This is a genomic window from Parapedobacter deserti (genome assembly GCF_042646065.1).
GTDB lineage: Bacteria > Bacteroidota > Bacteroidia > Sphingobacteriales > Sphingobacteriaceae > Parapedobacter > Parapedobacter deserti.
Genome location: NZ_JBHRTA010000030.1, coordinates 157733 through 182054, shown reverse-complemented (window position 1 = coordinate 182054; position 24322 = coordinate 157733). Strand labels below are relative to the sequence as shown.

At 57.0% G+C, this 24322-nt stretch carries 13 protein-coding genes; 3 read left to right on the top strand and 10 right to left on the bottom strand.

What is annotated here, in order from left to right; all coding sequences use genetic code 11:
- Positions 1-162: 162 nt before the first annotated feature.
- A complete protein-coding gene (locus ACFOET_RS09560; RefSeq protein ID WP_379021966.1) occupies positions 163-1803 on the top strand; it encodes a glycoside hydrolase family 43 protein in 1641 nt (546 codons plus the stop codon).
- Between the two features lie 13 nt (positions 1804-1816).
- Positions 1817-2875, top strand: coding sequence for a pectate lyase (gene pelA, locus ACFOET_RS09555; RefSeq protein WP_379021964.1), 1059 nt, complete (start codon positions 1817-1819; stop codon positions 2873-2875).
- On the opposite strand, the gene ACFOET_RS09550 is transcribed toward pelA, so the two are convergent.
- From ACFOET_RS09550 to ACFOET_RS09530, 5 genes are read right to left on the bottom strand one after another with little or no spacing between them, the layout of a single operon-like run.
- Positions 2859-4724, bottom strand: coding sequence for a pectinesterase family protein (locus ACFOET_RS09550; protein WP_379022435.1), 1866 nt, complete (start codon positions 4722-4724; stop codon positions 2859-2861). The genes pelA and ACFOET_RS09550 overlap by 17 nt on opposite strands.
- A 32-nt stretch (positions 4725-4756) precedes the next feature.
- Positions 4757-6235 carry a pectate lyase family protein gene (locus ACFOET_RS09545; protein WP_379021962.1) on the bottom strand — a complete coding sequence of 493 codons (1479 nt, stop codon included), beginning with the start codon at positions 6233-6235 and terminating at the stop codon, positions 4757-4759.
- A 26-nt stretch (positions 6236-6261) separates the two neighbouring features.
- The gene (locus ACFOET_RS09540; RefSeq protein ID WP_379021960.1) at positions 6262-7929 is read right to left on the bottom strand and encodes a right-handed parallel beta-helix repeat-containing protein; all 1668 of its coding nucleotides are present in this window, start codon (positions 7927-7929) and stop codon (positions 6262-6264) included.
- Between the two features lie 10 nt (positions 7930-7939).
- Positions 7940-9796, bottom strand: coding sequence for a RagB/SusD family nutrient uptake outer membrane protein (locus ACFOET_RS09535; protein WP_379021958.1), 1857 nt, complete (start codon positions 9794-9796; stop codon positions 7940-7942).
- Between the two features lie 12 nt (positions 9797-9808).
- On the bottom strand, positions 9809-13042 hold the full coding sequence (locus ACFOET_RS09530) for a SusC/RagA family TonB-linked outer membrane protein (RefSeq protein ID WP_379021956.1): 3234 nt from the start codon (positions 13040-13042) through the stop codon (positions 9809-9811).
- 449 nt (positions 13043-13491) lie between these two features.
- On the opposite strand from ACFOET_RS09530, the gene ACFOET_RS09525 reads away from it, so the two are divergent.
- Positions 13492-14298: a hypothetical protein gene (locus ACFOET_RS09525; protein ID WP_379021954.1), complete on the top strand. Its 807-nt coding sequence runs from the start codon at positions 13492-13494 to the stop codon at positions 14296-14298.
- On the opposite strand, the gene ACFOET_RS09520 is transcribed toward ACFOET_RS09525, so the two are convergent.
- From ACFOET_RS09520 to ACFOET_RS09500, 5 genes are all read right to left on the bottom strand, one after another.
- Positions 14282-16423: a hypothetical protein gene (locus ACFOET_RS09520; protein WP_379021952.1), complete on the bottom strand. Its 2142-nt coding sequence runs from the start codon at positions 16421-16423 to the stop codon at positions 14282-14284. The genes ACFOET_RS09525 and ACFOET_RS09520 overlap by 17 nt on opposite strands.
- Before the next feature lie 32 nt (positions 16424-16455).
- Positions 16456-19848: a DUF4450 domain-containing protein gene (locus ACFOET_RS09515; RefSeq protein WP_379021950.1), complete on the bottom strand. Its 3393-nt coding sequence runs from the start codon at positions 19846-19848 to the stop codon at positions 16456-16458.
- 253 nt (positions 19849-20101) lie between these two features.
- A complete protein-coding gene (locus tag ACFOET_RS09510; protein ID WP_379021949.1) occupies positions 20102-21523 on the bottom strand; it encodes a glycoside hydrolase family 28 protein in 1422 nt (473 codons plus the stop codon).
- Positions 21524-21540: 17 nt separating this feature from the next.
- Positions 21541-22989, bottom strand: coding sequence for a glycoside hydrolase family 28 protein (locus ACFOET_RS09505; RefSeq protein WP_379021948.1), 1449 nt, complete (start codon positions 22987-22989; stop codon positions 21541-21543).
- A gap of 425 nt (positions 22990-23414) precedes the next feature.
- Entirely contained in the window at positions 23415-24314 is a 900-nt protein-coding gene (locus ACFOET_RS09500) for a PorP/SprF family type IX secretion system membrane protein (protein WP_379021946.1), read from the bottom strand.
- Positions 24315-24322: the final 8 nt, after the last annotated feature.

Here is a 24322-nt window from a genome sequence, read left to right as displayed (position 1 = left end):
ATCGCAATCACGTTAATCCGAATGCTTTGACAGGAGATAAATCTACGCAAACGATACCGGTATCGTTTGCATACTTATTCAACCCATATTACTTCCAAATTGTCCGCGAACTCCTTATCCTTGCAGTACGTGCTAATTTGAAAACCGATAACGTTTGAAGGAATGAACAAACTGATTACTACCGTAGGGCTTGCAGTCTTTTGCTGCGGGATGTGTGCCAATGCTCAAACGCAACGGGAGCAGCTTTCGGCGGTATGGGTAGCCGATCAAGGCGATGGGACGTATAAAAACCCGATCATCCATGCCGACTATTCTGACCCTGATGTGGTGCGGGTGGGCGCTGACTTTTACATGACGGCTTCCAGCTTCGATGCCATCCCGGGCCTGCCCATCCTGCATTCAAATGATCTGGTCAACTGGACGCTCATCGGCCATGCGTTGCGCCGGCAGCCGCCGTACGACCACTTCAGCAAAACCCAGCACGGCAACGGCGTATGGGCACCTTCTATCCGGTTCCATAACGGCGAATACTACATCTTCTGGGGCGACCCCGATTTCGGCATCTACCGGGTGAAAACGAAAGACCCTCGGGGCGAATGGGAACCTCCAGTGCTCCTGGAAAGCGCCAAGGGAATCATTGATGTATGTCCGATTTGGGACGATGACGGGCAAGCCTATATCGCCTATGCCTATGCCGGCAGCCGGGCCGGCATCAAGAGCGTTATTGCCATTAAGCGGATGGACGCCGGGGCCACCCACACGATGGACGAAGGGGTGATCATTTACGACGGACATGAGCTAGATCCCACCATAGAAGGGCCTAAGTTTTATAAACGCGACGGCTACTACTACATCTTCGCCCCCGGCGGAGGTGTATCCACCGGATGGCAGACGGTCTTGCGGGCAAAGCACATCTACGGCCCCTATGAGCGCCGCATGGTGATGCACCAGGGAAGCACTCCCATCAACGGCCCACACCAGGGGGGATGGGTGGATACGCCAACTGGCGAACATTGGTTTGTCCATTTCCAGGACAAGGGTGTGTACGGCAGGGTGACGCACCTGCAGCCCATGGAATGGCGGGGCGACGGGTGGCCCGTTATCGGTATCGGCCACGAGGGCAAGGGCTGCGGCGAACCGGTGCTCACCCACCGCAAGCCGGACGTTGGCAGGGCGTATCCACTGGCCACTCCGCCGGAAAACGATGAATTTAACGGCTTACGCATCGGTCTGCAATGGCAGTGGCAGGCCAACCCCCAGGCTACGTGGGCCTTCTGCTATCCGGAAAAAGGGGTACTGCGCCTGTACACGCAGCAAAGCCCCGAAGCCAGCCGCAGCCTCTATGAAGTGCCGAACGTGCTGATGCAGAAATTCCCAGCCCCTGCGTTTACCGCTACGGCTAAAATAACATTCACGCCCCACCCCGACAGGCTGCTGGGCGAACGTGCCGGATTGGTCATCATGGGCCGCAGCTACGCGGCGCTCGCCCTGCGGAAGGATGCCGATGGCCTGTCGTTGGTGCAGGGCATCGCCAACGGCGCACACCAAGGGAAGCCTGAAAATGAAAGGATAATCACCAAACTGGAAAACGGATCGCTGCATTTGCGTGTGTCGGTAGAAGAAGGCGGCCGTTGCCGCTTTTATTACAGTACCGACGGCACCACCTACCACGAGGCCGGCGAGCCGTTCCAGGCGGTGGAAGGCCATTGGATAGGTGCAAAAGTCGGATTCTTCAGCACCCGCACAGAAACCATCAACGACGCCGGATGGATGGATGTAGACTGGTTCCGCATAACCCCATAACACCCCCGTAACGATGGCAATAGCAAGTGCAACATGGATAAACCGCCTGATACCGATAGGAGCAATCCTTTGGGCGGTAATGGGCATCGCCACGGCACAGCCCGCCACGGTCGACAGCATCGCCGAACGGATGGTCATACTCCAGCGTTCTTATGGCGGCTGGTCAAAGACGTTCAACGGCAAGGCTGTGGACTACAGCAAACCGCTCGACAACGCTGCAATTCGCCTGGCGCGCGAGGAGCGGGATGCCCGCGACGCTACCATTGACAATGGCGCCACCGCTAAGGAAATTGTTTATTTGTTGGAGGCGTATCAAAAGACAGGAAATACCCGGTATGCCGATGCCGCGCGGCGCGGCGTAGACTACCTGCTGGAAGCCCAGTATCCCGGCGGCGGTTGGCCCCAGTACTATCCGGATACCCGCGTTTACCGCTCGCAGATCACCTACAATGACGACGCCATCATCAACGTGCTAAGCCTGCTGAGAACCATTGCCGGCGGCTCCCACAACGCCGTTTTCACTGCCGATTATCGGGAAAAGGTACAGCAAGCCATTGCCCGGGGTGTGCAGAACATCCTGGCCACGCAGGTGGTTATCGGTGGGAGGAAAACCATCTGGGCCGCCCAGTACGACAAAGACACATTGAAGCCGGCCACGGCCCGGTCCTACGAACTTCCGTCGCTGGCCACTGCTGAGTCTGCCAATATCCTGATGTTCCTGATGGCCCTGGAGCATCCGAGCGAAGCGGTGCAGCAAGCCGTGCGCTGCGGTGCCCGGTGGTTTAAAGATCACGCCATTGAAGGGTATGCTGTGAAAATCATTGATGCGCCGGGGCAACCCACTGGCAAAGACCGCATACTTGCGGAAGCCCCCGGCGAAATCCTATGGGCCCGCTTTTATGACCTCAAGGAGCAGAAACCACTGTTTGCAGGGCGCGACGGCCGCCCACGACGGCGGATGGAAGACGTCGAAAACGAGCGACGGGTGGGCTATTCGTGGTACGGCGGATGGGGTGATAAAGTGCTCAAGCGTTATAAGAAATGGCTGAAAGGCCTTACCGAAGGGAACTGACCTTTCCGACAAACACCCTTTCCAGAAATTTGGTGACGGTAGCGAGGGTGGGCGTAAACCAAGGTTCAAAAAAGCAAAAGGAATGCGGTGCATCCGCAAACACCTTCGTTTCATGGTGGATGCCGTGGCTATCCAGCACCCGGGTGAAGTCGTCCCGTCCCGCGTGCATACGCTCTACCGAGCTGTTGACGAACAGGGTTGGCGGTGTTCTGGCCGAGACATATGTGAGGGCTGATGCTTGCCGCCAGAGATCGGGCCGTTCAAACCTGGAGTAGCCAAACCAGCGGGTTGCGGCCGAAATTGATTTGGTATCGTTACCCTCGCCCGACTCGGGATGGATGAAGGCCAGGATGCCGTCGATGTCAATGATGGCCTGCACACGGTCGTCGCCAGTGATACCGCAACAATCCGTAAACACCGCATTCCCCGCCGTCGTCCCCGCTAACGCCGCCAGCTGCCCCCCAGCAGAAAAACCCAGCACCGCTATCTTTTCAGGGTCGATGCCCAGACTATCAGCTTGACGCCGCATCCAGCCCAGCGCCGCTTTCACGTCGCACACCGCAGTCGGATACAGGGCGTGCGTCGATAAGCGGTAGTCAATCGCCACAGCCGTGTAGCCCGCCTTTGCCAAGCCAGCGGCCAGCGGCTCCAATTGGGCCTTGTCTCCGGTTCGCCAGCCACCCCCGAAAAGCAGCAGCACCCCGGGCGTCGCCTTCCCCTTCCGCTGAGCGGAATAGATATCGGCCGCCAGCATCGTACCATCCACGTCGCGGTAAGGCACATCGCGCGCCACCCTTCCGTCCTCCGGCTGCGTGCCCGCCAGCCGGATACCCGGGTACGTACCGGCCAGCCGGGCCAGCTCCCGCTCCGGTGTGAAGCCGGTATCCCGTATCCCGTTTACCCCGTCCATACGCCGCACCACGGCGCTTGGCTGCCAACCCGCAAACACGGAATCCAGCGCATAGCGCCAAACTTCAGCATCGGTCAGCTGCCTTGCCCAGGCCACCCGCGTGTCCGGGCTCGCCCCCGCGCCCCAGCTGCCGTATTCGGCATAAAACACGGTCTTCTCCTTTTCAGGGAAAAACGCATCCCCCTTCCACGGATCCCAGCCTTCCTTCGCAATGTGCGGACCAAGTTCGCTGTTGATGAACACCGTCTTGGCAAACGGCCGCCACGGACGGCCAAGGTATACCTTGTCTACGCCCGGTGCTGCCTCCAGTCGGCAGTTCAGGAAAACGAAGCCGAATGGCTGGTACACGGCCGTTGAGGCCGCGGTAATGTACGAGTTCCGCAGGCTGCGCACGGTGCACCCGCTGAATACGGCCGTGGCCTCCCCGAAGATGAAATCGGTGGTACCTTCCACCAGGCAGCCCCGGTAATACTGGCGGCCTTTGGCCGCATAGAGCGTATCCTGATGCCCCAAAATATCGCATTCCACCACCTCGCAACGGTCGCCCTCCACGTGCAGGGCTACGGCCTGTCCCACCGGCCCGGCGGTGTTCTGCACGGTCAGGTTTTTTAGCACGCAGTCGTCCGCCTGCACCAGCACCGTATAAGACGTGTAGGTGCTGAACACGTCGCCCGAATAGTCGCCGTTCGTGATCACGGTTTTCCGGCGGTCTTCGCCTTCGATGAGGATGTTTTTCTTCCACGAAGGGATTACGAGCTTTTCCCGGTACACCCCGTTTTTCACGAAGATGGCTGCCCGCGCCTGCGAGTGGTCGCGCACGGCATTCACCGCTTCCTGTATTGTGCGGAAGTCGCCCGTGCCGTCCTGCGCCACCACGAATTGCTGAACAATGGCCTGCCGCTGCGCAGATGCGTGAATAGTGCATAGCCACCATATCATAGAAATCACAAATAACCGCATACGTGTTCCTTTCACCGTTTCACCACCGCTTCCACCAAACTGTTGATATACACCTCAAGGTTGTCATACGCCGTACTCAAATCGCGGCCATTAGCCTGAAACTTGGCGGGGTCGAGCCCCTTGGCCAGCTTCCACTCGTCCGCAATGCCATCGCCCGACTGGTTCGCCGGGTATTCCCCTCCCCGCAAGAGCGGCCAGCCGCCGACGTCTTCCTGCGAGTCAATGATGCCGTTGGTACTTCCGCGCGATCCTTCATGGGTATACCCCCCGTTCCGTACGTCCTGCACCACCCGAGCATCCAATACGTCCCGCCTCAAGCTGGCACCGGCATGGGCGAGCACCGCTTCATAGGCCGCCGCGGCGGTCTGCGCTTCGACGCCGTTATCGGCACCCATGTCATGCACATGCGGTTCGGCCACCCGCATCACTGCCTTATCCGGCTCACTTACTGGCATATACCGACTATGGAACTGGTTGTATACGCCGTATGTCCAATTGTCGTCCGTTGCCCGCATACTGCCGGCAACGTGGTTGCCTTCGATGTAGAATTTGCCCCACACGTCATATACCTCGGTACCGGCTATGCTGTTTTTGTCAATGGAGATGATCCGCTCCGCGCGGCTGCTTCGGGTGGCTGGGCCCGGTTTGTAGTAGTTGCTCACGATGTTTACGTTCATTGCCTCCCCGCCGTACATGCTGTTGCCATCCCAGTTATAGATCACGTTGTTCCGGACGTCCGTCAAGTTGGTCAGTGCAAAAGCGCTGCCTGCCGTCTCGCCCAGGCGCGGGTTACGGCTGTCGTGATGTGCCAGCAGGTTGTGGTGGAACGATGCATAGCGGCCGCCCCAGATGCCGCCGTAGCCATGGGCACCCTTCTCATGCACAGAATTGCGCAGGCTTTCGGAGATGATGCACCACTGCAAGGTGGTGTACTCATTGTTGTACATCGATACGCATTCATCGGTCGACCAGCTCATGGAGCAGTGGTCCACAATGATCTGCTTCTGCCCGCGCGCTTCCAGCGCATCGCCCTCGGCTTCTCCCTTGTCACCCATGCGGAAGCGCATGAAGCGGACAACCACATTGTCGGCCTGAATGATTACCGGATAGTTCTGCACGCATATCCCGTCTCCCGGCGCGGTCTGTCCGGCGATGGTGACATTGCCGTTGCGTATCCGCAAGGGCGATTCCAGTGCAATGTTGCCAGCCACCTTGAAGAGGATGTACCGTGCCCCGCTCTGGTTGATGGCATGCCGCAGGGTTCCCGGCGTGCCGTCGTCCGCCAGTTTGGTTACAAACAGCACCTTTCCGCCCCGGCCGCCCGTGGCATTGCGCCCGAATCCTTCCGCACCGGGAAAAGCCAGCGCCTCCTCCACCACAGGGTCCAGCACGTCCGGACCACCGTTGTCGTCATCACCGGTAGCGCCGCCTCTCTTGCAGGCCATCAGCACGATGGCGATAAGGGCTATTGTCCATACTTGATTCTTCATGATAGCTACCTCCCTATTGCACCGTTTCAGGGATTCCACCTTGGGTCACCTATTGGTCCAGCCGAGCCACTGGCGGTTAACAAGGGCGAACCGGCAGGGAAAGCAAAATTATCCGTTCCATAACCCCACGGCAGTGATGTCCGGAGCACACCCTGTTGCTCCACTGACGAAGGAAGGCTGAGCTCGTCGGGCGGTTGGGCGCTGTTCATCAGGTTATGCAGGTTGACGTATTCAAACCGCGCCGTCGCCCCATTTCCACTGCGCAATAATTCATTATGCACCGTGGGTGATGGGTACCGAACTGACGCCCATTTTGAATTGGCAAGCACGCTGTTCCTTACCACAATGTTAGCTGGCGTGTTTATATCGAATAACGGGCGCCGGTTGTTGCTTCCGAAGGCGTTGATGGTTACCTGGTCAAACACAATTGACGCCGCGGGCTGCCCGATGTTAGTGTCATACCGGAGCATGTTGTTGCTCACCCGGTTAATCGTGGAATTGATCACCTCAAATTGGTTCATCCCCAGTTTTTGGATCTCAAACAGTGCATAATCCGTATCATTGTCCTGCAGGATGCTGTTTTCTACCCGGATGAAATCAATCTGGTGTTCACGGTTTCCGGCCCGGCTTCCGCGTATCAGCGCGCGCCCGACGCGTTGAACCACGCAGCCCGCTATGGTGATGGAACTGAAGTGGGCAGCGCCGCCATCTGAGGTTTCGCCCTTCAGGTCAATAAGATAAGTGCCGTCTACCGCCAGCATGTCAAGCGTTACATCTCGGAGAACGATACCCGCACCGTCTCCCCGCAGGTCAAATCCTCTGGTATGGATGATGGTTTCAGCGGGATTGCCTGAGACAGATACGAGGGATACTTGCTTCTTCATCAACGTGGTAACTGCCTCCGTAGCCACATATGTGCCCGGGTGGAGGCCGATTACATCCTGATCGGAAGCTTCTTCCACGACGGCTTTTAAATCATCATCAGGCGTTATCTCAATGGTAAACATACTGGGTTCTTGCGTGGTAAATGTGATGTCACCCACCTGCGTATTACCGGCCATTAAAATAGCTCCATAATTGGTCTGCGGCTTTAGGCTCCCCACCGTTAGCGTAGCGTTTGCCACGGCCTCCTCGTCAAGGTCGATGTGTTGCACCGGCCGGCCCGGGCCTTCAATGCTCTCGAATTCGGAGATGACCACCTGGGTCACCGTCTCGTCATACCGCCACTTCAGGATGACCCACGTATCTTTCAAGTCTGTCTGCTCATTGGGGGGCATGAACAGCTGCTTGCCCCGGATGTTAAATCCGTTGCTATGCAGCCACTTGGATGCAGGTATGCCCACCGTTTCATTGGTCCGCACACGGGCGAAGTACTTTTCACGTACTTCCAGTTGCTCATCGGTCAACACAATGCCGGTGGTATCCGTCTGCAGCGTGAGCAGCGCTGCCTCGCTGAAAAGTGAATCTTTCGCTATTTCCACCGTATAGGTGGGAGCGGCGTCCGTGTTCAGCGCTTCCTTCCAGGTAAGCTTCACTTCCGTTTCGCCACTTTCCGCGCTTATTTCTCCGGCCGGCATAAACATGCGATCGGGCCTGAACTCCTTAAACAATTCGTCTTGCTCCTTACATGCTGCCAACAACATCATTACGATGAAAAATCGGCCCGCCAGCTTCATTATTTTCAACTGTTTCATAGCTAATCAATTAATGTTGAGGATAACCGTAGTCCTGCTCAAGCCGAAAATTCTCCGACACAATCTCGCTGTAGATCGGCAACAATTCGCTCTGCCCAGGGGTAAAGTGGATGGCATAGCCGCTTCCGGACGGATTTCCCGCGTCGTCCCGCCCATAGATATAGCCGCTGTTTACCGCCTGGCGCCAGTTCACCCGGGTATAACCATCCGGGGCCGAGAGTGGCGTAGGCTGGAAGTACGCTTCATTGATGCCGCCTCCATAAAACTCCACGCTTTCCAATTCCTCGGAAGCCCCCGTGTTCTGGAACGGCCCCAGCTTAAAGTAAATATACTGCGGTACCGCTGCATAGATTCCTTCACCGTCTTTAAACTGCCGAAGCTTCTCGCGGGTCTCATCCAGCACCGTCTCGAGCAGGTTCCAGCGCAGCAAGTCATATTTCCGGATACCCTCCCCGCCGAATTCCAGCAGCCGCTCCTTCACAATAGCCTGAAAAAAACCTTCTTTGTCCGCCGGAATACCGCCAATCAGCCCCTCATCGCCGCCGTAGGCACGCACCCGTACGGTGCGCAGGGCGTTAACGGCTTCCGCAGACGGCCCGCCGTTCACCTCGTTGTCTGCCTCAGCAAAAAGCAGCAGCACATCGGCATAGCGCAGGAATGGCCAGTCAATACCCAAGCTCTGCGATTGGTCATGGATATTCGTCCAATACTTGCGGTACTTGGCATCTGTCATGTTCGTTGCCTGCTGTATGGGCTTATTGTCAGCCGCATCCAACTCAAAAAGTCCCAGGGTAACATCCCGGCGTGTGTCTCCTATGCCGAATTCGTAGAAGAATGTGGGTATAGCCCGCACGCCTCCATTGGCATAACCATAGTTGGAATTGGTATGCTGCCTCAAGCCATTGCCGTATCCCAGTTTACTATCGGTGCGTGCGTTTCCGCCGAATGCCCCTACCTGAAAAATCAGTTCGCGCGTGGCATCAAGACTTGACCTACCGTGGAGCGATTTAAAAACATCCTCAAAATTTGGGTTCAGCTGATGTTCGCCCTGTTCGATGATGTCCCGGCATTCTTTCCGGGCGATCTCGTAATAGGTCAGGTAGTCGGCCCGGCGCTCCATTTTACGGGTTTCCCGGCGTAAGGAGTAGCCGCCCCGCGCCAGCGCGATGCGAGCCCTGATGCCTTTGGCTGCTGCTTTGGTAATCCGTGTAGACGGGTCATTGCTTTCAGACCGCCAGGGAATCAATTCGACGGCCTGTTCCAGATCGGCAAGCACCTGATCGTAGATCACATCACGGTCGGTCTTTTCCAGGTACAGATCAGGAATGTCGGCCGCTGGTTCAAACGGAGCCGGCAAGTCCCCCCAATTACGGATCAGCTCGTGGAAAAACCACGCCCGCAACGTCAGCGCCTCCCCCAGGAATTTACGCATCTGGGCTTGTTCTGCCGGTGTTCCATCGGCATATAATGAAGACTGTGGAATGTATTTTATACAGATATTAGCCCGTTCGATGCCTTCATATAATTGACGGAACGGATTATTGAGCTCCGTGTTCTGTGGTGCCACGCCATATTCGCTGATACCTCGGCGGTCCAGCGGATTATAGCTGCCAGACGTCTTGAAGTCATCGGCCGACTGCGGATAGATGATGGACAAGCGGCTGCCGTAGCCGTCGTCGCCCATCAACCGGTTATAAATGCCGGTGACTGCAGACGCGGTATACGAAACGCTATTGAATACCGCGTCCTGCGAGAGGTTCGACGGGTTACGCACATCAAGATATTTTTCACAGGACGGCATGGCCAGCAAGATGGCGGTAGCCAGCGCGATGGATGGAATATGGCGGTTTAAAATGTATTTCTTCATGACGAATGCTGGTTAAAATGTAACATTGATTCCGGCTAACATGTATCTGCTTCTCGGATAAGCGGCGTAGTCGACCGCCGGGGTCAGCGGATTGCCCCTTCTGGTGTTAGCTTCCGGGTCGTAGCCGCTATAGCCGGTTATCGTCCAAAGGTTGTTCACCGTGGCATAGATCCGCACATTCGAAAACAAGCGTGCGCGGCGCATCAGGTCTTGGGGCAGGGAATAGCCCAGCGTGAGGTTACTGATGCGTAAAAACGAGCCATCCTCTATTGCATACGAATGCAGGAAATACGGGCCCATCGGTGGGCTCCACATGGTGGTACCGGCATTCATCGCCGCCAGTGCTTCCGGATCGGTCACCCGCACGCCGTTGTCATCAAACCAGCGCCACCTGTCGTTCACCGTGGTCAGCATGTTATTGTCCCGGTAGAGGTATTGGGTGGTAAACTCAATTTTATTGGCGTTGTACACTTTATTACCCACAGACCAGTTCAGGAATATACTGAGGTCAAGATTCTTATAGGCAAATTGATGGTTCATCCCACCGATGAACTTCGGCTGGGCATTACCCAGTACCGTCCGGTCACTGGCGTTAATCATCGGTTCTCCGTCATCGCTCAGTTTTTTCAGTTTCAGGTCGCCCGGCATCGGGTCGCGATTTCCCAATGCAACATTGCGCGTACTGGGTATGCCCTCATTTAACGTATAACTTTGGGTGGTAGGGTTAAAATTAAAATCATCAACGGTATAGAAGCCGTCCGTCACGTAACCGTAAAACTGGCCAACGGGTGCACCCACCTGTACGATAAAGTCTTCAAACTGACTGCTTACCCAGCCGGCACGTTCCAGGTAATACGTCAACGGCCGGCCGTCGGAATCTATACCCAGGCTAACGATTTTATTCCGGTTAAATGAAATATTGAACTGGCTCTGATACGTAAAATTGCGGTTCTGCACCACCGTTCCGCTCAACTGAATTTCAAGCCCTTTGTTTTCCGTCTCTCCGATGTTCCTGAGTTGGGTAGCATAGCCGCTGGTGGCCGGAACCCGCGCTTCAAGCAGCAGATCTCTGGTGCTGTTCTTATAGATATCAATTGAACCGCTGATTCGGTTGTTCAGCACGGCAAAGTCCAGGCCGAGGTTACGGGATATGGTGGTTTCCCATTTAAGACCGGTGTTTGACAGCGACAGGGGTGCGAAGCCCGGTGTGATCGACTCGCCGAAAGCGTAAGAATAACTGTTGTGTACACCGAACATGGTCTTGAATAGATCGATACCGATGCGGTTGTTCCCCACTGCACCGTAGCTGAAGCGGACTTTCAGGTCAGACAACCAGTCGCTGGTACCTTCCATGAACTGCTCTTCGGAAGCCCGCCATGCCAGCGCCATGGAAGGGAAAAATGCGTTCCGGTTTTCCCTGGCAAACAGCGAAGAGCCATCCCGTCTTACCGTCAACGTAGCCATGTATTTATCGTCGTAGCTGTAATTAAACTGTCCGAAGAGCGAGAATAGCCGATGCTCAGACCAATTGGTCGAGGGCGGTGTCTGGATCATGCCGTCTGCAGGTGTCGCCTTCTGGATACCCGCAAACGCCTCCTCCGGCGAGATGTCTACCGGAAGCCATTTTACCTCCATCGACTGGTTTTTAGTTTCAATCTGGTAGATTTCATGGCCCAACATGCCTTGAACGCGGTGCTGACCGAACGCCTTCCGGTAAGTCAGCGTATTGGAATTGGTGAGTGAAAGGGACTCGCCGTTACCCATGTTGACCACGGGCTGATTATTGTTCTGCCGGGCCAGACCAGTGGAAACGCCGGCAAAGCGGTTATCTTTCCGCATCGTATGGTTAATGCCCAGGGTAGTCCGCGCCGTCAAATCCTTGGTCAGCTTAAAGCTTGCATTTCCGTTGAATATCACGTCGTCGCGGTACTGGTTGCGTACCTCATCGTTGGCCAGCACGACCGGATTGACGAGGTTGGTCTGATTGGCAAAATCCGGATCAAACTCATCGACGATGGACTCCATACCTGGTGCAATGAACGGCATAAAGCGTACGGCATTTCGCAGCCGGTTGTTGCTCTGTGTGCCGGTAGCGGATGTGCCCACCCCATCTGTCCGCTGCTTGCTGTACCGCACGCTGAATCCCACGTCGAGGCGTTCGCTCGCCTTATGGTTAAACTTCAACGAAGCCAGCGTACGCTGGAAACCTGAGTGGAGCATAATCCCCTCTTCATCGGTATGGTTCAGGTTAAAATTAAACGACGTCTTGTCGCTGCCGCCCACCAGTCCTAAAATATGTGTCTGGTTCCGCGCCTGACGTCCGAACACGGCATCCTGCCAATCCACAAACGGCATGTCTCGGTACAGTTCAAGGTCTTCCCAGCGGCCGTAGCGGTCGCGGAAAGCATTGCGTGTCTGCTCATCGGTATTCAAATGATAAGCTTGGTACTGATATAATATATAGTCATACGGACGCATAACGTCCAATTGGTTGGTGATGTGCCTCACGCCGCCGAAGCCATTATAAGTCACCTGGGTTTTCATGTTCATACCACCTCTCGTGGTAATGATTACCACTCCGTTTGCGCCCCGAGCTCCATAAATTGCCGTAGAGGCGGCATCTTTAAGTACATCGATGGATTCGATTTCTTGCGGCGAGAGGATTGACAACGCATTTTCAACCTGAATCCCGTCAACAATGTACAACGGTGAGTTGTCCTGCGTAATCGATCCACCCCCCCGCACCCGGATCTGAACTTCCGCCCCCGGAGCGCCTTCCGTAGTGGTTACCCGCACACCGGCTAAGCGGCCGGTAATGGCCTCGGCTGCCGAACTCAGCGGAATATCTCTCAGCTGTTTCGCATTCACCGACGACACGGCGCTGGTCAGGTCGCGGCGGCTCACCGTGGAATAGCCTATGGCCACGGCTTCTTCCAATACATTTTCTTCAGGCTCCAAGCTGACATTGACGGTCTGCCCTGATGTAACGGTTTCTTCCCGCGTCCGGTACCCGATATACCGAAACACCAGTGTAACACCCGTACGGCCCGAAGGAAGCTGAATGCGGTACCGCCCAGACTCATCCGTTTGTACGGTTGCGCCCGTCTCTTTAACCAAAACACTTACGCCCGCGATGCCGGTTTGGGTCATCTGATCGATAACGGTCCCGCTTACTGCATCCTGGCCATAACCGCTGTGGCCAATGGTTATCAAAAGCACAACAATTAACAGTACATAATTCCTCATGATTTGATTTACTATAGTTTATACTTGGTTTAGCCGTTCGCATTATTACGCAAACGTCAGCAGCCACACCTGATTGTCAAGACGCGACGTTGCAAGTTTAGCGTATTTGCAATAGCAAATGCCACTGATACTTTAGAAAAAACTACGCAAACGATACCGGCAACGATTGCAGAGCATCATAATAACACAGATTGCGCTCTTCGCTAAAATGCGCAATCGTCACCGGAAAAACGTCGTTACGTACCATCAGTTTGCTGTTCCTCCTGTGGATAACCCTAGCCTTTTTGCCACGTATTTGCCACATGTTTGCCACGTATTGGTCACCTTTTATTCACCATGTAAAGATGAATATGGGCTGTGCTATCCGTTAAGAAAGTCTGTCATATCCTTGGGTAACTTGCAGACGTTCCGTAATTTTGTATCTCCTAATAACTAGAACGCCATCAAACATGGCCATTCAGAAAGGTTCAATCATTTTGGAAGGGCAGATTGGGAATCTGTCTTTCTATCGGAGTAACGGTAAACCACAGGTTAGGCAACATTCGGGAGTCAGTAAGGATCGCATCACCAAAGATCCTCGTTTTGCGAGAACGCGTGAAAACAACTTAGAATTCGGCCGGGCCAGCAATGCTGCCAAGCTTATCCGCGTGGCGGTGCGGCGTTCATTGGGCGACCGTTATGAGCTGTTTAAAGACCCGGGTATGGTAAACAGGCTATCGACCCGCATGGGCGCCATCATCCGGGCGGACGTCGAGCATGAGCGCGGAAACCGCATCGTGCAAGTCGGCAACTTAGGTATGCTTTCTGGGTTCGGCTTTACGTCAACAGCCGCCTTGAAAGATGTCCTATTGGTTCCTCCTCGTTACGTATGCCAATGGGATAAGGGCATAGTGGAGTTAGCACTTCCAGGCCTCCGTCCAGATGCCGCGATGGCGGCACCCAGGGATGCTGTACTGTGCAGCTTTCACGTTACAGCGCTATCATTCAACGAAAGTTATGAGTGGCTACCCATCGCGGCGCAACATCACGAACTGCTCTCGTTGGACTACCGGGGCATGCCTCCTCAATCGTTCAGCCTGGAACTGCCAGGGGCGCCATCGGACGCATTGATCATTTGTTTCGGCATCTCATTTTACAAAACAATAGGCGGATATCCCGTGCCAATTATCGAGTCGGGCAGGAACGTACTGGAAGTGATCGGGGTAGAGGGCTTCAGTGAGGGTCATCCACTTGGCCGGATCAGGGCATCGGATTAAATCCTTCGGCCTTCACCGTCCAGGATCCGTCTGCCGGAAATCCCGGTAGTTTACCCTCACTGCCGTCCCATCCGGCGGCCATCATGGCCACGGTGGTCAGCAAACCGCCATTTCCCGGAAGGTATATCCGTAACCGGCTGTCTTGGTAATTATGCCCGTTTTTCAAGTACGTATTGGTTTGGATATCCATGAATAATGCATCCAGCGCTTTATCGGGCAACCCCAGCCGGGCGGCGTTCATGGCGGTCATCGGGAAGTCCCACCCCCAGGTATGTTCCCAGAACCAGGTATCCCATACCTTTTTCAGGGTGGAAGCCATCACCGCCTTGTCGAGCTTGGCCGATTCGGGCACCATGCCCAACGCCCCCAGCACAATGGGATGATCCTTCCGCCAACGTTCATTCGTGTAGGAGTCCGGCGCGCTTTCCGTGGCAAGATACACACCGTCCTGTTGCGGCAGCGGCGCCAGCTTGTCGATTACCTCGTCCCATTTCTCCTCCCTGGGCAGCCCGGCCCGTTCGCGCCACTGCTGTGCCACGCGCAAGGCCCAATCCCAGTAAGCCAGCTCGTACGTCGGGTTAAAAGTTTCCACGGCCGGAAAAACTTCCTGTGCCGGAATCAGCCCCTTTCCGAGGTTATAGCGGTCATTTTCCGCATCGTAGGTCGGGAAATCGGCCATGAACTCCGCCGTGGCGAACACCAGGTCTTTGTATTTTTCTATCACGGCTGGGTCCTGCTCATGGCGGTAAGCCAGTTCGGCCAGGTAGATGAAGTGCGGCTGCTGCCAAATCAGGAATGCGGCCACCGAAGAAGGTGACTCCTGCCCTTCGTGGTCGACCATCTTCGGCCAGCGTACCCCCTCGTATCCCTGGCGCTTGGCCAATGCCCGCGCCTTATCGGCGATTTCCGCATACCAGCCAAGGCTCTTCTCCATTAAATCCGGCCGTCCCCAAAGTGCAAAGTGTACGGCATGCCACCAATGCATCTCCAGGTGGGGCTTGCCGAACCAGCTGTTGAACGTCAGTCCGGTTTCCTGCGGTGGATACGCACCGGCGCATTGCACCTTGGTCAGGTACTGGGAGAGCACCACGCGCCGCTCCAGCTCATGCGCCCGAGGGTCGGTGCTTCCGGCGAAGTCAATGGCAGCACCGCGCGACCAGAAATCCTTCCATCCTGCTTCGCTGCTGGCTGTCGTGGCGGCGAAGCTGGCGATGCCCGAAGCGTCACCGGTTTCCGGACTGAACTGCACGCTCAGCTCAAACACATCGGTATCCGTTGCCGGGGTTACCCGGTAGTAATGGGGCGTATCTGCCGCCGCCACCTCGCCAGCTGTCCAGCTCAGCAGCGTCCGGTAGGTTATCCCTTCCAACACATGCGCGATGACAGCCCCGCTGCCGTCCTGCTGTTCGATAGCCGTCTTATGCCGATCAGGGTGTGCATAATAAGTGCCTTCATCCAGAAACTCCGCGGTGGGATAAGGGTAGCGCAGGCGTACCTTCAGGCGCCCTTCCGCAATCAATGGCGAAGCAATCCGCACGGCTATCAGGTCGACTTCCTGATGCCCCACGGTAACCACCTCCACGGGGGTACCTTCCACCGCGAAGCGACTGTTAATTTCGCCCGTCCACAGGTTAAGCTCCTGCCGGATAGCTGTTATCGCTTCCGGCCCCGCCAGCGAGCCGTCCTTCAGGTAAATATCAAAGCCCACATTACCCAGTTGGAGGCGGTGGGGATTTTTGCGGAACCAGTTTGCCGCATCCTGGTTGCGGCCGGGCTCTTTCCATTGCACGCTATAGGTCGCTTCATGCCCGTCGCCGTTGAAATCATAGGTCTTCAGCGTTTCCTCAAAGCGGTAGCCCACGGTATCGGTAAAGCGGTTCCATCCCCACTCGGCCTGTGTGCCCAGCGCCACTCCCTTGGCGTATCGGTCCGGAAAGGTCTGCAGTCCGGTCACGTCTACCGTAAAGGCGAACGCGCCGTTGCCCACGGTCAGCGACTCCAGGGAGTCGATATGTGTGTTCACGATATTGTGGCGGGTAACCACCTCCTGTCGGTCGATCGTTCCCCCGCCTGCGCAGCCGGCCATAACAACGGCCAGCAGTGTACTGCCTAAAAGTAGCTTCATTGTCTTATGTTGTGTAGTTGTTTCATGCATAATTAATCCCGGCAAAGCGTTGCCCCCATCAAGCCGATAACCACGTCGTTGGCCACCGCCCGCAGCTGCAGCGATTTCAGGAACTTACTTTTATCCAAAGGCACATCCAGCAGGGTGGCTGCCCCACCGTCTATGGCCCGCTGCGTAAACCCTTTGATTTCCGTATAGCGGGGTGACTCCCGGTGTATTTCGCCCGTCTTCAAGTGTATGCGGTAAGGATGCGGCTTCCCGGTGCGAAAAGCGGGGCTGTCTAAGTAATAATCCTGCTCAATGGGCCACCAGTTGTCCGGATTACGCAGTTCGAGCCGTTCCGTGGTGCCATCTGTGTAAGTGATAACCACCTCCCCGTTGGTCACGTGACTCTGCATCGGGTTAGTACTGCCCGCCATCAGCAGGTACGCATGGCTGGCGTGCCCTGCAAGCGGGATGCTGGCTTCATCCGGATAGTTATCCCACATGGATACAAACAGTACATTCGGCGCTTCGGTTTTACTGGTCGTGCGCATCGGGATGCCGCCGGGCAATTTAATCGTGTTCCCGGTCCCCGCCCTGCTACGCAGTCCGCTGTCGTCGATATGCGCTTCCGTGAGCGGGTAGCACCAGTTGCCGATACCCTGCCAGGGCAGCTGGAGCGTTGGCGATACGGGGCGGGGCGAAAGGTAGCGCTGCTCGAAAATTTCGTCGACCCGCGCATTCATCCAGCTGTCCATCGGCACCATGTCATAGTTCTTTTGGGCTGCCGGTTCCGCGTCCCAATGCGGTATATCCGCCTGCACGAGCAGGCTATCGTGCTCATCCAGCACCGCTATTCGGTTGGTGCCGAGCACCAGTTGGGTAGCAGGCAAGGCTACGTGCGTCGTGCCGTTACCGGGCAGGGCAATCGCATGCTGCCCTCCGGGCGGCTGTCCGTTCAGCAGGAGCCGCACGCGCATCGCCGCACCGCGGTTATGCAGGGTAAGGCCGGTCGCCTGTTCCCCGCGCTCAATATCAGCGCTCACCTGCACCCGGCTCACAAGCTCAACGTCTACCGGCTGCCACCAGGTAAACGCGCCCTGGCGCAGCTGCACGAAAAACGTGCCGTGCCCGGCCTCCGGGCCGACCGTGGCCGTCAGCCGGTGCGGCTGCCGCACAGCTGCCGTCAGCGACCCCTGCGGATCGCGGTAATCCATAAACGCGGCCCGGCGCGTTTCCAGCGTCAGGTCAGTGCCGGCCACGCAAGTACCAGCAATGTCCAGCCTTTCAATTGGCGCCGTATCCCACTCCACCACAATATCGTACGCCGGAGCTGCCGGCGCTTCCAGCACGATGGCCGGCGTACCAACGGCGTTATCGTCGGCCCGCCAGGGTACGGCCACCCCGTTGATGGTGACCGACCGGATCCCGGCGGCCCTGACGGGCAGCCGCATCACCAGCCGCATTGCCGTCTGGAACCGGGGCGTCAGCAGGTAATGCTCGCTGCTGTCTTTCCGTTGGTAATCGAAACGGACATCCGGCGTTTCAAACGAAGCAAAGGTCCATTCCGTCGGCAGGCCCGGCCCCACGTGCAGCACACCGTCCAATGCACGGGGGCGGATGCCGAACAGCCCTTCCACCACCGTACGTGCGGCCACTCCGATGGGATCGGCAAAATCGCGGTACAACTCGCCGCGCCGCGCATCGTGGTAAGAAAGCTGCTGGAAATTGCCCGGACTGGCGCCCAGGTACATGCTCTCAATCAGGCTGCTCCGCCACAGGCGGAATGCCTCTTGCGGCCTGCCGCCCTGCCAGTAGGCCAGCGCGGTGTTCAATACCTCGGCCAGCGCCACGTTGTTGACCGACCAGGTGTAGGGCTGCCAGTTGGTGGTAGACAGCGTGTACAGCGTAGTATCTTCAAGTCCGCGTGCCCTGACCGGGATGTGCGGGATCTGTGTATCTATATAGCGCAGCGACTGGTAAGCCATGAACGGGTCGGCCGTACCCGCATCCAGGGCATGGTAGATGGTCCACACCCCCGGCTGCTTGTGCAACAACCTGTTGCCCAGTAGGTCTTCGTATTCGGCATACCATCCCTTGTCGGCCAGCCAAAGCCGGGTGTTCATCGCCCCGATTATCTTCTGCGCCTCCTTATCGTACGGTGCGGGGTCGTTGCCCACGAGCTGCGCCAACCGTGCCGCCACGCGGTTAGCCCGGTAATTATAGGCCGAGGTATGCGTTACGCCGCCGCCGGCGTACTGGAGCCCGTCGCTGGCCCAGATGGCGCAGTACGCATCGTACAACCCGTCCCCGTCACTATCGAAATTGCGCTTCTCCCACGCCAGGTGGCGCTTGATGTAGGGCCACATTTCGCGGACGAATGCCGTATCGCCCGTCCAGTCAAAGTGGTTAAGCAACTGGTCAAAAAACACCAGATTCATGTCATAATGGTGCGGGCGGGTATTGTCGTTCGGGTTACGGGAGATATAGCCGCTGGAAAACATAGCCGTGCCCATCTCTTCCAGATGGCGGGCAAGGTGCAGGGCAGTGTCCATTACCACCGGCGCCGACTCGGGCGTGAGCACCTGTGAACGCGCATAGCTTTCGAAATGCCTCCGGGCACGGTCGCTCCACCCCAGCAGGTCGCCTGCATACGCTCCCCGCCAAGCGTTCAAGCGCATGCGCCAGGCCACCGCTCCGTGCAGGAAGGTGGGGTCTTCCCATATCGCATCGGCCGCCACGGCGAGCGCGCCACCCAGCGTATTGACAAACGGATCCGGCGTATGCAATTTGACGGTGCCCGCCAACGCCGCCCGGGCCGCTTCTGCCCGCCGGCAGGCCTCCGCGGCATCCATGTCCGGCTTTTCCTGAAGGCCGCCGGTACGTACCATCCAGTAGCGGGAGACTCCGGGAGCGGCGTCAAGCGCTGCATACACCACAGGTGCAGCCGATGCCGACGATGCCAACAGCGTATGCGGACTGGCCAGCGCATGCGCGTCGCCCAGCCGCAGCACGCCCCCTTCAGGGAACGAGCCCGTAAGCTGGCGTTGCCCATCGCGCCCTTGGGTATAGTCCAGCACAAAGCGGGGGCCCTGCAATTGGTACGTATTGCCCACACAATACTCGGGGTGCAGATAGAAGCCCGACTCGGGGTCCGCGCCGATGTCGCCCGCCCGGCTGAATTTCTTACCGCTCGCGCCGCCGAAGACCGAAACCAGTTGCGCCCCATCGGGCACGCTTCCCGTCACGGCTGCCTTCAACACCAGGCCCTCGGCATCCGCCAGGGCCAGCACCTGCAGGTCCAGTACCGCGTCGCCCAGCATCGCATCCTCAATGCGGTACAGCATCATCCCCGGCCGGTAGCGCGCTTCTATGGCGTCCGCATGGATTAGCCACTTGCTTTGCGTGCCGCTGACCAGCCCCAGCTGAAGGTTGCCCCCCACCCCCGGCAGGTAAAGGGCGAACTCAGGCAGATCGCCTGCTTCCACGCGGAAGGCCGTGTGCGTACCGTACAGCGCCCGGTTGAAGCGCCGCGTGCCATTCCGGATAACAAAATCTTCCCCATCGGGCAGGTAACGGATCTCGCGCCCGCGGTCGCCGCCCTGCACGGGTTGTCCGGCAGCCGGCCCATCAGGCAGCAGCACGCCGGCCGCGACCGCTGCTGCCACCGCCAAACAGGTGATTCGCAACCGCATGTTAGTTAAACTCCTCCGGTTTAGCCAGACTCTTTTCCTCGATGGACACGTTTTCCAGCACCATATTGCGCACGTTGTTTGCCTTGATGGGCGTTTTCACGCCATGCATCGTCACATTAACCATCCGGAAGTCCTGCACGGGCGACTCCGGGTACGCGTTCACCAAGATGCCGTATTTGCCTCCGCGCTCCACTTCCATATTTTCCACCCACACGTTGCGGATGGTGGGCATATGCTCGCCGGGCTTTTCGTAAAACATATTGAAGCGCACGGCCGCCTCCTTGTAGGTACCCACCTTGGTGTCTTTCATGAAAATATTCTCCAGGATGCCCCCACGGCTGGAACTGGTTTTCAGCCGCAGTACGCGGTCCAGCTCGGGGCTGTCCATCGTGTTGTTCAGCGCAAAGACGTTGCGCACACCGCCGGACACCTCGCTGCCCAGCACCACGCCGCCATGCCCCTCCTTCATGTGACAATGCTCGATGATGATGTTTTCCGAGGGTACGCCGATGCGGCGGCCGTCGCCGTCGCGGCCCGACTTGATGGCGATACAATCGTCGCCCGTATCGAAGAGGCAATGGCTAATCAGCACGTTCTTGCTCGACTCGGGGTTGCATCCGTCGTTGTTGGGCCCATGAGAAATCACCTTCACGCGCTCCACGATGACGTTTTCACAAAGCACGGGGTTGATGTTCCACATCGGCGAATTAATTACCTTCACATCGGCAATCCGGATGTTTTTGCATTTATAAGGCTGTATGAAGTTCGGCCGCAGGTAATAGCCATCGCCAAACACCCGCGTTTCCGGGTCGGTCTGCATATCGTTCAGCACATGCAGCGAATCGCGCGCGGCCTTCTGGTAGCCGATGTGCTTGCGCCCGCCGTAGCGCTCGGCGCCGTTCCACCACCACCAATTGTCGTTGTCGGCATTGCCGTCGAGCGTGCCGTTGCCGGTGATGGCAATGTTTTCCTCCCCGTATGCATAAATAAACGGCGAATAATTAACCAGTTCCATCCCTTCCCAGCGGGTAAAGACCATCGGGTACTGCGTGGTATCGCGGCTGAACAGCACCGTGGCGCTATCGGCCAGGTGGAGGTTTACGTTGCTCTTCAGGTAAATTGCGCCGGTAACAAACGTACCCAACGGCACCACTACGCGGCCGCCTCCGCTTTCATGGCACGCCTGGATAGCCGCCTTGAATGCCTCGGTGTTCAGCGTCTGCCCATCGCCCACCGCCCCGTAGTCGGTCACCGGAAAGTCGCGGTCGGGAAATTCCGGGGCCTTGATAAGCGCCCGTACCCGTTCCAATTCGGCCAACGGCTCGTCTATCGACTGCCAGGGCATATATCCATCACTGTTGCGCTGCTGCGCGTTGCTGCAAGCCGCCGCGGCGGCAATCCATAAAATAGCAAGTAATCTCATCGGTCTAAAGCTCGGTTCTAAAGTTTAACATTATCGGTATTGGTCATTGTCAATGGTTTGCCGTCGGCGGCTTCCAGGGTTACCTTTTCAAAAGTCCAGTCCTTCGCATGCTGTATTTTGCCGGCCTCCTGCGCCCGGATGTACACGTCCGCGAAGTGGAAGCCCTGCAGCGGATTTTCGGCCAGGCCGTCGGCAAAGATCGCCCTCCGCGCATTCCGGCAGTTCACCTGGTCGATGTAAATCCCCTTGAACGTCGGGATGCCCCGCTGAGCCGGCACTACCGGTTCCAGCATCACCCGCCAGTGGTTGGGCAAAGTACGATAGTCATACCCGTCGGGCAACTCGGAATAGCTGTAAGACGGATTCCAGTTCGGCGTGATTTCCACGGCCACCCCCACACTGTCCATAGTGATGTTCCGCAGGTAAATATCCTCCACCACGCCGCCGCGGTTGCGGGCCGACTTAAAGCGGATGCCCACCTTGGTGCCCTGCGCCCGGAGGTTACGGGCCATGATGTAGCGCATCCCGCCTGACGTTTCGCTGCCGAAAGTAATCAGCCCGCCACCCCGGCGCGAAATGCAGTTCTGGATAAGCACGTATTCCGTAGGCCGGTTGATGCGCAATCCGTCCCAGTCGCGCCCCGACTTGATGCAGAAATTATCATCATTGCAGTCGATATCCGCGTTCTGCACCAGTATCCATGACGACGAATCAACGTCTATCCCGTCGGTGCTTGGCCCATGCCCGCCGATGTTGTTCTGCACGGTGATGCCATCCACGGTCACGTATGATGAGTAGAGGATATGCACCGTCCAGAAACCCGCCCGTTGAAATGTTATGTCTTCAATCAGGATATCCCAGCAGCCGTCCACGAGCAGTGTGCGCGGTCGTTTGGCATCGTAGTCTACAATCCACCGAAGCTTTTTGGGTTCGTACTCCTTTCGCAGTGTCCAATAGGCATCCCAGAAAGGTTTTCCCTGCCCATCGATGATGCCACTGCCCGTAACCGCGGCATTCCGCTGGCCGATAACGTTAACCAACGCCGCGGGCCACAGCATCTCCACCCCCGCCACGCGGGTATGTATCTCCGGGTAATCTTCCAGCCGCTGGCTGCCGAGCAGGCGGACGCCTTCCCCGATATGCAGCTGCACATTCGATTTCAGGAATACCGATCCGGTCAGGTAATCCCCTTTATCAAAGACCACCTTTCCGCCACCCTGGGCCGCGCAGGCATCGATGGCCGCCTGTATGGCAGCGGTATTGAGCGTCTGCCCATCGCCCACGGCGCCGTGTGCATTCGCCTGCACCGTGCGATCGGGAATATCCAGCTTCCGGACACCTACATATCGCGTCCACTCCGGTTCATCGGCATTCGCAACGCCCGCCATCAGGAAAATCAGCCATAATCCCGCTAAACACCGAACGTTCCGCGCAAAAAAATCTATTGAAAAGCTTGTTCTGAACATGTACCTGGAAAATATGTTTGATTTATAATTAGCCGTTGCCCGCCAGTTTCCCGGCATAAACAACTACAGCAATATTACGATAAAAAACACCTAAAGTATCCTGTATTATCCTGACCCTTACCCACCCCAGTATATAGTAACCAACTAACTAACAGTTTGATAACAACGAAACAGGCCGTAAGAAAAAAACACGCAATCGTTACCGAAACAGCTTCGTTACGTTTTTTGATCCGTGCTTCCGTGCATAGCCATCCGGATTACCTGGCGATACGCAGTAACGGGCTTGTCCGAGGAGCCACTGGCAGGTGCGCGGGATATAAAACACAAGAATACCTAACCGAGGCGGCCAATTGTTACCCCGGTTATTCTCGAATTTTTGCTATCCCGCAACGGCGTTGTCGGATGCTCACGTCAGGGCAATAATATCAATTCTCAATATGCCAGCCCAGCCCTACTTCAAATGCATTCCCTGCATAGCGGCTCAGCGAGGAGGTCTCCAGGCTGTACATGCCCAGCAACTGCAGGTTACCCAAGCGGGCGCCGAAGCCAAAAGAGGCGTTTTGCGAGGTATGATACAACCCCAGTATGCGGAAGCGTTCGGCAAACCGGAAGTCCAGCCCCACATCGAGGATGTTGCCTGTACCCCGTGCGCCACGGTAACACACCTTGGGGGTAAGCGCCATCGCCCCGCTGCCGTCGCCTACGGGCAGCGTGTAACTCACCGCGGAGAAAAACAGGGGATTGTTTACCAACTGCCGTTCGTCTTTCTCGATATTCCGGATCAGATCACCCATCGCAAACTCCACACAGAGTTCGCTAAAGGTGTAAGCAAGCCCGAAGTTGGCATCCAGCCTGGCCCCCCGTTCGTTGTAGGCGGCCAGCATGGGGTCGTAACCCGTGGCATTGACCTTGGTCATATCCAGCCGGCTCCGCGACAGCGTGGCCGACAATCCGAAATGCAGCTGGTGGTCAGCGGCCAGCGGCAGGTGGTAGGCATAGCCCAGTGAACCGCCGGTATGCCGTACCGACCCTACCGAAGTGTTGTCCAGCACCAGACCAATGCCGGAACGGCCGAAGCCGTGCTCCGCGGTAAAGGCTTGGTTGCGGGGCGCGCCAGGCATTGTATTGGCCGTGGCGCGTATCCCCAGGTTGAGCGTGGTGCCGCCTTCCATGCCGGCGCGGGCCGGGTTGAAGAGGTATGGGTTCTGGAAATAGCCGGTACCCATGGGCGACAGCTGGGCCCGCACCTCCGCAATGCCCACCGCCACCACCGTGGTGAGGAGGGCTAATAGATAGCGACTGCTGCTTTTTATGTTGGTGTTCATGATGTTGC

What these genes read in the sequence shown, in the direction of transcription:
- ACFOET_RS09560 (WP_379021966.1), top strand. Translation starts at nt 163, where the DNA reads ATGAACAAACTGATTACTACCGTAGGGCTTGCAGTCTTTTGCTGCGGG.
- pelA (WP_379021964.1), top strand. Translation starts at nt 1,817, where the DNA reads ATGGCAATAGCAAGTGCAACATGGATAAACCGCCTGATACCGATAGGA.
- ACFOET_RS09550 (WP_379022435.1), bottom strand. Translation starts at nt 4,724, where the DNA reads ATGATATGGTGGCTATGCACTATTCACGCATCTGCGCAGCGGCAGGCC.
- ACFOET_RS09545 (WP_379021962.1), bottom strand. Translation starts at nt 6,235, where the DNA reads ATGAAGAATCAAGTATGGACAATAGCCCTTATCGCCATCGTGCTGATG.
- ACFOET_RS09540 (WP_379021960.1), bottom strand. Translation starts at nt 7,929, where the DNA reads ATGAAACAGTTGAAAATAATGAAGCTGGCGGGCCGATTTTTCATCGTA.
- ACFOET_RS09535 (WP_379021958.1), bottom strand. Translation starts at nt 9,796, where the DNA reads ATGAAGAAATACATTTTAAACCGCCATATTCCATCCATCGCGCTGGCT.
- ACFOET_RS09530 (WP_379021956.1), bottom strand. Translation starts at nt 13,042, where the DNA reads ATGAGGAATTATGTACTGTTAATTGTTGTGCTTTTGATAACCATTGGC.
- ACFOET_RS09525 (WP_379021954.1), top strand. Translation starts at nt 13,492, where the DNA reads ATGGCCATTCAGAAAGGTTCAATCATTTTGGAAGGGCAGATTGGGAAT.
- ACFOET_RS09520 (WP_379021952.1), bottom strand. Translation starts at nt 16,423, where the DNA reads ATGAAGCTACTTTTAGGCAGTACACTGCTGGCCGTTGTTATGGCCGGC.
- ACFOET_RS09510 (WP_379021949.1), bottom strand. Translation starts at nt 21,523, where the DNA reads ATGAGATTACTTGCTATTTTATGGATTGCCGCCGCGGCGGCTTGCAGC.
- ACFOET_RS09505 (WP_379021948.1), bottom strand. Translation starts at nt 22,989, where the DNA reads ATGTTCAGAACAAGCTTTTCAATAGATTTTTTTGCGCGGAACGTTCGG.
- ACFOET_RS09500 (WP_379021946.1), bottom strand. Translation starts at nt 24,314, where the DNA reads ATGAACACCAACATAAAAAGCAGCAGTCGCTATCTATTAGCCCTCCTC.